This window comes from Polaromonas sp. (assembly GCF_013817205.1).
Classification (GTDB): Bacteria; Pseudomonadota; Gammaproteobacteria; order Burkholderiales; family Burkholderiaceae_C; genus Polaromonas.
Window position 1 is genome coordinate 38,087 of the sequence record NZ_JACDDD010000018.1, and the last position, 12,364, is coordinate 50,450.

Genomic DNA, 12,364 nt, shown 5'->3' on the forward strand with positions numbered 1-12,364 from the left:
CTTGGGGCCCTTGGGGCTGGCATGGCCGGTGGTGAGGGGGCCGGATGCCGTGTTTGTAACTTGATAAATCACTAGCGATTTTGTACTTAAGCCCTTGATTAGGCAACGAATATGCGATTTCGGAACTGCTCCGATGCCGAAAATTAGCGAAAATTAGCGAAAATAGCGACACCTGATTGTTTGCCCCATGACCCAACTGACCATTCTTCGTTATCCCGACCAGCGCTTGCACACTGTGGCCAAACCCGTGACTGGCATGGACGCGCGCATCCGTACCCTGGTGGCGGACATGCTGGAAACCATGTACGCCGCCGAGGGTATAGGCCTGGCCGCCAGCCAGGTCAATGTTCATGAGCGGGTGGTCGTGATTGATGTCAGTGAAGGCCGTGACCAGCCCCTGGTGCTGATCAATCCCGAGATTGTGTGGTCCAGTCCTGAAACCCAGATCAATGACGAAGGCTGCCTGTCGGTGCCCGGCGTGTACGACGGTGTGGAGCGCGCCAGCGCCATCAAGGTCCAGGCGCTGGACCTGGACGGCCAGCAGCAAACCCATGACGCCGAAGGCCTGCTCGCGGTGTGTGTGCAGCACGAGATGGACCATTTGATGGGCAAGGTGTTTGTTGAATACCTGTCGCCGCTCAAGCGCAACCGCATCAAGACCAAGATGCTCAAAAACAAATAGAGCCCCCACGGTCGCTCGCTTCGCGTAGCTTCCCACCCCGAGGGGGCCGCTGCGTCTGCGGGCCGGCAAAGCCGGACCCGCGGCCCTGCCTGAAAAGAGAGGCCTTTACCGGCGGTTTTCTTCTTTCCGTTCGTCCTGAACTTGTCGAAGGATGCCCCTGACGCGACCACAGTTGGCCCGCTTCGTGCCCTGCTGCCGGTCTTCGGCGAAAATCAGCTGATGCGCATTATTTTTGCCGGTACCCCTGAATTTGCCCGTGTGGCGCTGGCACAACTCCACGCCGCCGGTTTTGAGATTCCCCTGGTCCTGACCCAGCCCGACCGCCCTGCGGGCCGCGGCTTGAAGCTGCAGGCGTCCAGCGTCAAGCAGTTCGCCCTGGAGCACAACATTCCGGTGACGCAGCCGCGCAGCCTGCGGCTGGATGGCAAGTACCCCGAAGATGCCGCTGCCGCACGTGCGGCCATCGAAGCGGCGCAGGCCGACGCCATGATAGTTGCCGCTTATGGTTTGATCCTGCCGCAGTGGGTGCTCACCACACCCAGGCTGGGCTGCTTCAACATCCATGCTTCCTTGCTGCCGCGCTGGCGCGGCGCGGCCCCGATTCACCGCGCCATTGAAGCCGGCGACAACGAAACCGGCATCACCATCATGCGGATGGACGCGGGCCTGGACACCGGCGACATGCTGCTGATGGAGAAAGTCGCCATCCTGCCGGCCGACACCACGGCCAGCCTGCACGACCGATTGGCGGCCTTGGGCGGTCGCCTGATGGTGGAAGCGCTGGAACTGGCGGCCTGCGGTGGTCTGGCTCCCGTCAAGCAGCCGGATCAAGGCATCAGCTACGCCCACAAGATCGAGAAACACGAGGCCGCCATTGACTGGGCAGATGGCGCAACGGCGATTGAGCGCCGCATCCGTGCCTTCAATCCCTTTCCGGTCGCCGCCAGCCCGGTGGCCGGTGCAAGCCTCAAGATCTGGGAGTCTGCGGTGTTGCCGGGACAGCTGCCTGCAGGTGCGCGGCCGGGCGAGGTGGTGGCCGTCAGTGAACGGGGGGTGGATGTCGCTGCGGCAGACGCTGTGCTGCGCCTGACGCGCCTGCAAAAACCAGGTGGCAAACCGCTGGATGCCGCCGAATTTTTGCGTGGCTTTGCGCTGGCGCCGGGTATGGTGTTCGGGCCGGCAGCGGAGGCCGCGTCTTGAATCCCCTGAATGAGCCGCTGTGGCGTCACCCCGAGTTCCGCCAGGGCGTGCGCGACATGGCGCCGATTGCCGCCGGCACCGCGGCCTGGGGCCTGATGACGGGCGTGGCCATGGCCAAGTCCGGCCTCAGCGTGTTCGAGTGTGTGCTGATGACGCTGGTGGTCTTTGCCGGCAGTTCCCAGCTCGCTGCCGTGCCGCTGATCGTGGCCGGCGCGCCCATGTGGGTGATTCTCGCCACCGCTGCCTGCGTGAACTTGCGTTTTGTGGTGTTCAGCGCCCACCTGCGGCCGTACATGATGCACCAGCCCCTGTGGCGCCGTATGGCCGGCGGTTACTTCACCACCGACCTCAGTTATGTGATGTTCACCGCCCGGCATCCCAAACCTGTGCCGCCCGGCGACCTTCAGGCATTGCGCGCGCAGGAGGCCAGCCTGGCCGGAAACTGCGCCGTCACCTGGGTCGCCTGGATAGCTCCCAGCCTGATCGGTATCGCCATGGCGAACGCCGTGCCGTTGCACTGGGGCCTGGGTTTTGCGGGCATTCTGGCCTTGCTCGGCATCACGCTGTCACTTGCCAGCAGCCGATTACGCCTGGTCTCCGCCGGTGTGGCTGGCGCCGCTGCGGTTGCGTCCTTCGCGCTGCCCCTCAAGCTCAACATTCTGGTCGGCATTGCAGCGGCTGTGGCGGTGTGCCTGATGCTTGAAAAACCCATATCCGGGGAGACCACATGACACAGACCGATGGCTGGACCGTGCTTACCATCTTTGGCCTGGCCGTGGTCACGGTTCTCACGCGGTCATTCTTTTTCCTGTCGAGCAAACCCTGGACCTTGCCAGGCTGGGCCCAGCGCGGTCTGCACTATGCGCCGATTGCCGCGCTGGCAGCGGTCATCGTGCCCGAGATCGTGATGACGCAAGGCGCGCTGATCACCACCTGGAAGGATGCACGTGTGTTTGCTGCCCTCGCCGGCGCTGCATGGTTCTTTTGGCGCCGCAGCGTGCTCGGCACCATCGTGGCCGGGATGGTGGTGTACCTACCGCTGCATGTCCACTTGGGTTGGTAGCCCCCACGTTTGCTGACTGAGAGCCTGCGGCAACTCCCTGCCCCTCGCACGACAAAAGAGGCACTGCGCCTGCGGCCCAGCGAAGCCGGTTTTGCGGCCCCTGCTGGTAGGGAAGCGCAGGCAGTGACGCCTACAATTTGAAGCTTTGCCAGCGACCCCAACTTTCCATTGCGAGCCCCCATGAAATTCATCCGTTTCTCCGATCTCTGCGCCCAGGGCCTCGTCAAGGGCCAGCGCGTGTTCATCCGTGCCGACCTCAATGTGCCGCAGGACGATGCGGGCCACATCACCGAAGACACGCGCATCCGCGCCTCGATTCCCTGCATCCAGATGGCGCTGGATGCCGGTGCGGCGGTGATGGTGACCTCGCACCTGGGCCGGCCCACCGAAGGTGCCTTCAAAGTCGAAGATTCACTGGCGCCGGTGGCCGCGCGCCTGGGCGAACTGATGGGCCGCGAGGTGCCGCTGAAGTCCGGCTGGGTGGATGGCGTTGATGTGCAGCCTGGGGAACTGGTGCTGCTGGAGAACTGCCGCGTCAACAAGGGCGAAAAGAAAAACGACGAAGCGCTGGCGCGCAAAATGGCTGTGCTCTGTGACATCTTTGTGCACGACGCTTTTGGCACGGCGCATCGCGCCGAAGCCTCCACCTACGGCATCGCGCAGTTCGCGCCCACCGCCTGTGCCGGCCCGCTGCTGGCCGCCGAGATGGACGCGATCTCCAAGGCGCTGGCCAATCCCAAACGCCCGCTGGTGGCCATCGTCGCCGGCAGCAAGGTGTCCACCAAACTTACCATCCTGAAGGCATTGGCCGGCAGGGTGGACCAGCTGATCGTTGGCGGCGGCATTGCCAATACCTTCATGCTGGCCAACGGTCTGCCGATCGGCAAAAGCCTGGCCGAGCGTGAACTGCTGGACGAAGCACGCGCGGTGATGGAAGCGATGAAGGCGCGCGGTGCCGAGGTGCCGGTGCCCACGGATGTGGTGACAGCGAAAGCCTTTTCGGCCGACGCTGCTGCGACGGTCAAGGCCGCCGCCGATGTGGCGGACGACGACATGATTCTCGACATCGGCCCGCAAACCGCGAAAAAGCTGGCAGACCAATTGATGGCTGCCGGAACGATTGTCTGGAACGGGCCGGTCGGCGTGTTCGAGTTCGCCGCTTTCGAGGGAGGCACCAAAACCATCGCCGAAGCGATTGCCGCCAGCAGCGCTTTCAGCATCGCCGGCGGCGGCGACACCCTGGCCGCGATTGCCAAATACGGCATTGACAAAGACGTGGGCTACATCTCCACCGGCGGCGGCGCTTTCCTGGAAGTGCTGGAGGGCAAAACCCTGCCGGCTTTCGAGATTTTGCAGAAGCGCGCAGAAGGCTAAGCGCTCCTGTTTTTATAGCTGTTCACGCTTGCCCCGCAAGGGCTAATGCCCGATTTGGCTTGAAATTCGGCGTGGGGCGAATGCGCTGTTCGCAGCGGGCGGGCGGGCGGGCGGGTGGCCCGGCCCGAAAAATCCGTCCAGCACTGGCGCGTGAAGTCAACCCCCAGGGCCGGCGCGGCAGCGGGCTCTGACATGGATGAACACAAGTGCATGGGATGGGATGGGATGGGATGAGTTTGTACCCTTCCCCTGCGTGCAGGCCGTGCATACCCGGGTTGCGGCTAGGGCGGTGGTAACCGGCATGTAACTTTTTCGTGGGAAAATCAGAAACTAAATTACAGGAGACACCATGAAGATGCAGACCCGCGGTACCAAAATTGTTGCCACCCTGGGCCCCGCGTCCAGCGAGCCGGCCCTGCTTGAGCAGATGATCCGTGCCGGTGTCAACTGCGTGCGGCTCAACTTCAGCCACGGCACGGCCCAGGACCACGTCGACCGGGCAAAACTGGTGCGCGAGGCCGCCACCCGCGCCGGCCGCGAGGTCGCCATCATGGCCGACCTGCAAGGCCCGAAGATCCGCGTCGGCAAGTTTGCCGAGGGCAAGGTGCAGCTGGAAACCGGCATGAAGTTTGTACTCGACGCCTCGCGCACCGAACCCGGTGACATCGAGGGTGTGGGCCTGGACTACAAGGAGTTGCCGCGCGACGTGAAAGCCGGCGACACCCTTCTGCTCAACGACGGCCTGATCGTGATGACGGTCGACGCGGTGCGCGGCGAGCAAGTGCATGCCACCGTGAAGATAGGCGGCGTGTTGTCCAACAACAAAGGCATCAACAAGCAGGGCGGCGGCCTGACGGCGCCGGCGCTGACGGCCAAGGACATGGAAGACATCCGCACGGCCATGAGCTTCCAGGCCGACTATGTGGCGGTGAGCTTTCCGCAGAACGCCAGCGACATGGAGATGGCGCGCCAGCTCTGCAATGTGGCCGGCGCCGAGTGGCGCCACAAGCCCGGCCTGATCGCCAAGATCGAGCGCGCTGAGGCCATCCCCAACCTCGAGGCGATCTGCCGGGCCAGCGACGGCATCATGGTGGCGCGTGGCGACCTGGCCATCGAGGTCGGCAACGCGGCGGTGCCGGCACTGCAAAAACGCATGATCAAGATGGCGCGTGACCTCGACAAGGTGGTCATCACCGCCACCCACATGATGGAGTCCATGATCACCAACCCGGTGCCGACCCGCGCTGAAGTCAGCGACGTCGCCAACGCGGTGCTTGACGGCACCGACGCGGTGATGACTTCGGCCGAAACTGCAGCCGGCCGTTACCCGCTGGAGACCATCATCGAGATGGCCAACATCTGCGCCGAGGCCGAAAAGGCCGAGGACGTGAAGCTCGACGCCGACTTCACCGGCATGACCTTCGGGCGCATCGACCAGTCGATTGCCATGGGCGCGCTGTTCACCGCCTACCACCTGGGCTGCAAGGCCATCGTGGCGCTGACGGATTCGGGCTCGACGGCGCTGTGGATGAGCCGCCATCGCATCCACATCCCGATCTATGCGCTGACGCCCAAACTCGCGACCCAGCGCAGGATGGCGCTGTACCGCAATGTGCGGCCGCTGCTGATGGACCAGAGCGTCGAGCGCGACATGGCGCTGGGCGAGGCCGAACTGCACCTGAAAAAGCGCGGCATTGTGGCCAGCGGTGACGTCTACGCCATCACTTGCGGCGAACCCATGGGCGCGCCGGGTGGCACCAACATGCTGAAAATCTGCCGCGTTGAGTGATGAAATCAGCCTCTAGCCCTCGTCCAGTATGCGCAAACAGCTATCAAAATCATAGCTAAATTGAACCTGGCGACGGCCTGTCCCTGAATCCGGAGGCGCTCCGGCGGCGTAGTCAGGGGATGACTCTGGAAATTCCCCCGTTTTCCCGCCGTGGCTGGCTGGGCCTGCTGTCGGTCGCCGGCCTGGCCACGCTGAGCGGCTGCTCGGCTTCCGGCGCGCTCAATGCCCTGGTGCCCAGTGACAACTACAGCCTGCGCGCTGACGTGGCTTATGGGCCGCAGGCGCGCCAGCGCCTCGACGTCTATTTGCCGCTGGAGCGGCGCACGCCCGGGCCTGTGGTGGTGTTTTTCTACGGCGGAAGCTGGACCAACGGCGAGCGCGCGAGCTACCGTTTTGTCGGCGAGGCGCTGGCGTCGCGCGGCATTGCCGTGGTGGTGGCCGACTACCGGCTCAGCCCGGCGGTGAAATACCCGGTGTTTCTGCAGGACAGCGCGCAGGCCATGCGCTGGACCATGGACCATCTGGGCGAACTGGGCGCTGACCCGCGGCAGGTGTTTGTCATGGGCCACAGCGCCGGCGCTTACAACGCCGCCATGCTGGCGCTGGACACGCGCTGGCTGGCCGGCACCGGTCTGAGTCCCGCGCAGCTGGCGGGCTGGATTGGCCTGGCCGGACCGTATGACTTTTTGCCGATAGGCAATCGGGATGTGCAGGTGGCGTTTGACTGGCCGGGCACGCCTGCCGACTCACAGCCCATGGTGCATGCGTCGAAAAATTCCCCGCCAGCCTTGCTGCTGGCCGCGCACGGCGACACCACCGTGAACCCGGTGCGCAACACCGAAGCGCTGGCGCGCCGCCTGCAGGCCGCCGGGGTGCTAGTGGGTCTGCATATCTATGAGCGGGTCAACCATGTCACGCTGGTGGCCGCGCTGGCCACACCGCTGCGCGGCCTGGCGCCGGTGCTGGACGACATCGAGGCGTTTGTCCGCAAGCCGCGCGCCTGAGTGTGCCGGGGTCTTCGCGGGAGATGCACGGCAGCGCCCACACCCTGCAGGTAAAATGCTGGCAGTTACCAACCAGTTACCAACTTCCCCGGGGATCTATCTATGGCACTCGTTTCCATGCGCGAGCTGCTGGACCATGCAGCGCTCAACGGCTACGGCATTCCAGCTTTCAATGTCAACAACCTCGAGCAGGTCCAGGCCGTCATGGAAGCCGCCAAGGAAACCGGCGCCCCGGTGATCCTGCAGGCCAGTGCCGGCGCCCGCAAATACGCCGGCGAGCCCTTCATCAAGCACTTGATCGAAGCGGCCATCGAGATGTACCCAAATATCCCGCTGGTCATGCACCAGGACCATGGGCAGAACCCGGATGTCTGCCAGGGCGCAATCAACCTGGGTTTTTCGTCCGTGATGATGGACGGCTCGCTCGAAGCCGATGGCAAGACGATTGCAAGCTACGAGTACAACGTCGATGTCACGCGCAAGGTCGCGCAATTGGCGCACAGGGTCGGCGTCACGGTCGAAGGCGAGCTTGGCTGCCTCGGCTCGCTGGAGACCATGAAAGGCGACAAGGAAGACGGCCACGGCACCGACGCCACCATGACGCGCGAGCAACTGCTGACCGACCCGGAGCAGGCTGCCGACTTCGTCAAGCAAACCCAGATCGACGCGCTGGCCATTGCCATTGGCACCAGCCACGGCGCCTACAAGTTCACCCGCAAGCCCACCGGCGACATCCTGGCGATTGACCGCATCAAGGAAATCCACAAACGCATCCCCAGCACGCACCTGGTGATGCACGGCTCGTCGAGCGTGCCGCAGGACCTGCTAGCCATCATTCGCCAGTACGGCGGCAACATGAAGGAAACCTACGGGGTGCCGGTGGAGGAAATTCAGGAAGCCATCAAACACGGCGTGCGCAAGATCAATATCGACACCGACATCCGCCTCGCAATGACAGCGGCGGTGCGCAAGTTTCTGGCTGAAAACCCCGAGAAGTTTGATGCCCGCGAATGGCTCAAACCTGCACGCGAGGCCGCCAAGGCGATTTGCAAACAGCGCTACATCGAGTTCGGCTGCGAAGGCCAGGGCGCCAGGATCAAGGGCGACACGCTGCAAGTTGTGGCTGCGCGCTACGCCAAAGGCGAGCTGGCCCAGGTGGTTCATTGAGCGAGGTGGTGGCATAATTTGCATACACACGGAAGGTGTATGCAAATGAACACGCGAACCAACATTATTCTTGACGACAAGCTCGTGGCCCAAGCCATGAAGCAGGCTGGCGTTACGACCAAGAAGGCCGCCGTGGAAGCAGCGCTCAAGGCATTTGTCATGAAACGCCGAAAGCCCGACTACGAAAGCCTTCTGGCACTTGAAGGCAGCCGGCTGGTTGCTGATGACTATGATCCCAAGGAGCTTTACGGACAGCGTGCCGGCTGGCCGGCGCCTGATGCAGCGCAAGAACGCCCGCCGTACCTGAAGGATGGCCGGGCAGCGCGTAAGCCCCTGGCGCGTTCCAAGCCGCAGCCATGATGGCCGACTCTACGGCCTGGATTGAATTTCTGCGCGCTACCGGTTCGCACGCCAATCGGTGCTTACGCGAAGCCTTGGCGCAGCGGAAAACGGTGTGGATGCCCGACGCGGTGTACCAGGAAGTGCTGCAAGGCGCCGCCAGTCCCGCTCACTTTCTGCAGTTGCAAACCCTGCTCGATGCCGCGACGCCCTGGGTGGCTGACGACGGAAAGGAAACGGCGCGCCATGCCGCCCTGCTTTACGCACGTTGCCGCTGGCGCGGCATCACCATCCGCAGCCCCAACGACTGCCTGATCGCCGCCTGCGCCATTGAGGCCGGCGAGCCCCTGCTACATGCCAACCGCGACTTCGAGCACATTGCCTCCATCGAGCCCAAACTGACCTTCGCATGAACAACGCCCTGCACACCTCCGCCCTGACTTCCCTGCCCCTGCTGGCCCGCGGCAAGGTCCGTGACAACTACGCCGTCGGCAAAGACCGTCTGCTGATGGTTGCCAGCGACCGGCTCAGCGCTTTTGACGTCATCATGGGCGAACCGATTCCAGGCAAAGGCGTGTTGCTGACACAAATGGCCTTGTTCTGGTTCGACCGGCTCGGTGACGTTTGCCCGAACCACCTGACCGGCGAGGCGCCCGAAAGTGTGGTGACCGCTGCCGAGGTGCCGCAGGTCACCGGCCGTTCCATGCTGGTCAAACGCCTTAAACCGATCCCGGTCGAGGCCGTGGTGCGCGGTTACCTAGCTGGCAGCGGCTGGAAGGAATACCAGGACAGCCAGTCGGTGTGTGGTGTGCCGCTGCCGGCGGGACTGAAAAATGCCAGCAAGCTGCCGGCGACCATTTTCACGCCTGCCGCCAAGGCAGCGGTTGGCGAACACGACGAGAACATCAGCTACGAGCAAGTGGTGAAAATCGTTGGCCCGGAGCTGGCCGCGCAAATCCGGGACATCAGCATCCGCATTTACGAGGCGGCGGCAGCTTTTGCCCTGACCAAAGGAATCATCATTGCCGACACCAAGTTCGAGTTCGGGCTGGACGAAAACGGCACGCTGACCCTGATGGACGAGGTGCTGACGCCCGACTCCTCGCGTTACTGGCCGGTTGAGGGTTACCAGGCGGCGTTTGCCGCAGGCAGCAACCCCCCGAGCTATGACAAGCAGTTTGTGCGCGACTGGCTGGAGCAGACCCTGGTCAATGGCAAGCCCTGGGACAAAACTCCGCCGTCGCCGCGCGTGCCGCAGGACGTTATCGAGAAAACCGCCGCCAAGTATCAGGAAGCGCTGACGCGGCTGACGGCTTGAGTCTTTGACCCGGGCCGTGGTTTAAAATACGCCCAACCCAAGGAGCGTTGCAGCGAACCTCGTTTCGTCAGGCTTGGGTGACAGCAGTGCCCACGCGGCCTGCCTTTGCAACGGCGCTCACCTCAGAAAGTCTGTTCAAAGCTTTCTTACCCAAGGTGAGTGAATGTCCGAAATCCAGGTTCCCCCCATGAAGTTGTCCGGCCTTGAGCCGGTTGCCATAGGCGCAGGCACTTTGTTCGTCAACATCGGGGAACGCACCAATGTGACCGGCTCCAAGGCCTTTGCGCGCATGATCCTCAATGGCGAGTACGAGCAGGCCTTGGTCGTGGCGCGCCAGCAGGTGGAAAACGGCGCGCAGATCATCGACATCAACATGGACGAGGCCATGCTGGACAGCCAGGCCGCCATGGTGCGTTTCCTGAATCTGATCGCCAGCGAGCCCGACATCGCGCGTGTGCCCATCATGATCGACAGCTCCAAGTGGAGCGTGATTGAGGCCGGCCTGCGCTGCATCCAGGGCAAGGGCATCGTCAACTCGATCTCGATGAAGGAAGGTCTGGAGCCCTTCAAGCACCAGGCGAAACTGCTCAAGCGTTACGGCGCCGCCGCCGTGGTCATGGCCTTTGACGAAAAAGGCCAGGCCGACACCTACGAGCGCAAGGTCGAGATCTGCGAACGCGCTTACCGCGTGCTGGTTGACGAGCTCGACTTCCCTCCAGAAGACATCATCTTCGACCCCAACATTTTTGCGATTGCCACCGGCATTGAAGAGCACAACAACTACGCGGTGGACTTTATCAACGCCACGCGCTGGATCAAGCAGAACCTGCCCGGCGCCAAGGTGTCGGGCGGCGTGTCCAATGTGAGTTTTTCCTTCCGCGGCAACGATCCGGTGCGTGAGGCCATCCACACGGTCTTCCTTTGCCACGCGATCCAGGCTGGCATGGACATGGGCATCGTCAACGCCGGCATGGTCGGGGTCTATGACGACCTGGAGCCTACGCTGCGCGAACGCGTCGAAGACGTGGTACTCAATCGCACACCGGTGTACAAGGACGGCGAAGAGCAGCTGAGCCCGAGCGAGCGCTTGATCGAGGTCGCCGAGACTGCAAAGAGCGGCGCCAGGGACGACAGCAAGCGCAACGAGTGGCGCGCCCTGCCGGTGCGCCAGCGCTTGTCGCACGCGCTGGTGCACGGCATGAACGAACACATCGTGACCGATACCGAGGAGGTCTGGCAGGCCATCAAGGCCGAAGGCGGACGCCCGCTGCATGTCATTGAAGGCCCGCTGATGGACGGCATGAATGTCGTCGGTGACCTGTTTGGCCAGGGCAAAATGTTTTTGCCGCAGGTGGTCAAAAGTGCGCGTGTGATGAAACAGGCGGTGGCGCATTTGCTGCCCTACATCGAGGCTGAAAAACTGCTGCTGGAAGCGGCAGGCGGCGACGTCAAGACCAAGGGCAAGATCATCATTGCCACGGTCAAGGGCGATGTGCACGACATCGGCAAAAACATCGTGACCGTGGTCTTGCAATGCAACAACTTCGACGTGGTCAACATGGGCGTGATGGTGCCCTGCCATGAGATTCTGGCGCGCGCCAAGGTCGAAGGTGCGGACATCGTTGGCCTGTCTGGCCTGATCACGCCCAGCCTCGAGGAGATGCAGTACGTGGCCGGCGAAATGCAGAAGGACGACCACTTCCGCATCAAAAAAATCCCGCTGATGATTGGCGGCGCCACCACCAGCCGGGTGCACACCGCGGTGAAGATTTCGCCGCACTACGAGGGCCCGGTGGTTTATGTGCCTGACGCGTCCCGCAGCGTCAGCGTTGCGCAGAGCTTGTTAAGTGACCAGGCCGCCAAATACATTGACGAGCTCAACACCGACTACGACAAGGTGCGCACCCAGCACGCCAACAAGAAGCAGACGCCGATGTGGCCGCTGGCCAAAGCGCGGGCCAACAGCACGCCCATTGACTGGGCCAGTTACACACCGCCGAAGCCGAAATTCATTGGCCGGCGCGTGTTCAAGAACTTTGATCTGGCCGAACTGGCGGACTACATCGACTGGGGGCCGTTCTTCCAGACCTGGGACCTGGCCGGTCCCTTCCCGGCCATCCTGAAAGACGAGGTGGTTGGCGAAGAGGCGGTGCGGGTGTTCGGCGACGCCAAGCGCATGCTCAAGCGCCTGATCGAGGGGCGCTGGCTCACAGCCAGCGGGGTGATGGGCTTCTGGCCGGCCAACACCGTGAATGACGACGACATCGCGCTCTACACCGACGAATCGCGCGACCAGGTGGCCATGACCTGGTGGGGTCTGCGCCAGCAGACCGAGATGCAGGCGATTGACGGTGTGATGCGCCCCAGTCGCTGCCTGGCGGACTTCGTCGCGCCCAGGGGCGTGGCAAAAGATTACGTGGGCATGTTC

12 protein-coding genes and 1 riboswitch are annotated in these 12,364 nt (G+C 63.1%); all 12 genes read left to right on the top strand.

Annotated elements, in window-relative coordinates:
• Window positions 1-187: 187 nt before the first annotated feature.
• A complete protein-coding gene (gene def / locus H0W47_RS06345) occupies window positions 188-682 on the top strand; it encodes a peptide deformylase (protein WP_296921993.1) in 495 nt (164 codons plus the stop codon).
• A gap of 219 nt (window positions 683-901) precedes the next feature.
• Window positions 902-1,882, top strand: coding sequence for a methionyl-tRNA formyltransferase (gene fmt / locus H0W47_RS06350; RefSeq protein ID WP_296921995.1), 981 nt, complete (start codon window positions 902-904; stop codon window positions 1,880-1,882).
• Window positions 1,883-1,938: 56 nt separating this feature from the next.
• Window positions 1,939-2,613, top strand: a complete 675-nt coding sequence (locus tag H0W47_RS06355; RefSeq protein WP_296922014.1) for an AzlC family ABC transporter permease — start codon at window positions 1,939-1,941, stop codon at window positions 2,611-2,613.
• Entirely contained in the window at window positions 2,610-2,945 is a 336-nt protein-coding gene (locus H0W47_RS06360; RefSeq protein ID WP_296921997.1) for an AzlD domain-containing protein, read from the top strand. The genes H0W47_RS06355 and H0W47_RS06360 overlap by 4 nt, the downstream gene beginning before the upstream one ends.
• A 180-nt stretch (window positions 2,946-3,125) precedes the next feature.
• Window positions 3,126-4,319 carry a phosphoglycerate kinase gene (locus H0W47_RS06365; protein ID WP_296921999.1) on the top strand — a complete coding sequence of 398 codons (1,194 nt, stop codon included), beginning with the start codon at window positions 3,126-3,128 and terminating at the stop codon, window positions 4,317-4,319.
• A gap of 355 nt (window positions 4,320-4,674) precedes the next feature.
• Window positions 4,675-6,108 (top strand): pyruvate kinase, encoded by a 1,434-nt coding sequence (gene pyk / locus H0W47_RS06370; protein ID WP_296922016.1) that lies wholly within the window; start codon window positions 4,675-4,677, stop codon window positions 6,106-6,108.
• Between the two features lie 119 nt (window positions 6,109-6,227).
• Entirely contained in the window at window positions 6,228-7,112 is an 885-nt protein-coding gene (locus tag H0W47_RS06375; protein ID WP_296922001.1) for an alpha/beta hydrolase, read from the top strand.
• A gap of 102 nt (window positions 7,113-7,214) precedes the next feature.
• Window positions 7,215-8,279 carry a class II fructose-bisphosphate aldolase gene (fba, locus tag H0W47_RS06380; RefSeq protein ID WP_296922003.1) on the top strand — a complete coding sequence of 355 codons (1,065 nt, stop codon included), beginning with the start codon at window positions 7,215-7,217 and terminating at the stop codon, window positions 8,277-8,279.
• Window positions 8,280-8,324: 45 nt separating this feature from the next.
• A complete protein-coding gene (locus tag H0W47_RS06385; protein WP_296922005.1) occupies window positions 8,325-8,639 on the top strand; it encodes a type II toxin-antitoxin system VapB family antitoxin in 315 nt (104 codons plus the stop codon).
• Window positions 8,636-9,031, top strand: a complete 396-nt coding sequence (locus H0W47_RS06390; RefSeq protein WP_296922007.1) for a PIN domain-containing protein — start codon at window positions 8,636-8,638, stop codon at window positions 9,029-9,031. Before H0W47_RS06385 ends, H0W47_RS06390 begins: the two co-directional genes overlap by 4 nt.
• Entirely contained in the window at window positions 9,028-9,936 is a 909-nt protein-coding gene (locus tag H0W47_RS06395; RefSeq protein ID WP_296922010.1) for a phosphoribosylaminoimidazolesuccinocarboxamide synthase, read from the top strand. Before H0W47_RS06390 ends, H0W47_RS06395 begins: the two co-directional genes overlap by 4 nt.
• Before the next feature lie 33 nt (window positions 9,937-9,969).
• Window positions 9,970-10,062: riboswitch (S-adenosyl-L-homocysteine riboswitch) on the top strand.
• A 37-nt stretch (window positions 10,063-10,099) separates the two neighbouring features.
• Window positions 10,100-12,364 (top strand): dihydropteroate synthase (locus H0W47_RS06400; RefSeq protein WP_296922012.1); only part of this gene is annotated, 2,265 nt, incomplete at its 3' end.

Excerpts from the sequence above, each read along its gene's own strand:
- H0W47_RS06385 (WP_296922005.1), top strand. The coding sequence starts at position 8,325 with ATGAACACGCGAACCAACATTATTCTTGACGACAAGCTCGTGGCCCAA.
- fba (WP_296922003.1), top strand. The coding sequence starts at position 7,215 with ATGGCACTCGTTTCCATGCGCGAGCTGCTGGACCATGCAGCGCTCAAC.
- H0W47_RS06365 (WP_296921999.1), top strand. The coding sequence starts at position 3,126 with ATGAAATTCATCCGTTTCTCCGATCTCTGCGCCCAGGGCCTCGTCAAG.
- H0W47_RS06375 (WP_296922001.1), top strand. The coding sequence starts at position 6,228 with ATGACTCTGGAAATTCCCCCGTTTTCCCGCCGTGGCTGGCTGGGCCTG.
- pyk (WP_296922016.1), top strand. The coding sequence starts at position 4,675 with ATGCAGACCCGCGGTACCAAAATTGTTGCCACCCTGGGCCCCGCGTCC.
- H0W47_RS06395 (WP_296922010.1), top strand. The coding sequence starts at position 9,028 with ATGAACAACGCCCTGCACACCTCCGCCCTGACTTCCCTGCCCCTGCTG.
- H0W47_RS06390 (WP_296922007.1), top strand. The coding sequence starts at position 8,636 with ATGATGGCCGACTCTACGGCCTGGATTGAATTTCTGCGCGCTACCGGT.
- def (WP_296921993.1), top strand. The coding sequence starts at position 188 with ATGACCCAACTGACCATTCTTCGTTATCCCGACCAGCGCTTGCACACT.
- fmt (WP_296921995.1), top strand. The coding sequence starts at position 902 with ATGCGCATTATTTTTGCCGGTACCCCTGAATTTGCCCGTGTGGCGCTG.
- H0W47_RS06360 (WP_296921997.1), top strand. The coding sequence starts at position 2,610 with ATGACACAGACCGATGGCTGGACCGTGCTTACCATCTTTGGCCTGGCC.
- H0W47_RS06355 (WP_296922014.1), top strand. The coding sequence starts at position 1,939 with ATGGCGCCGATTGCCGCCGGCACCGCGGCCTGGGGCCTGATGACGGGC.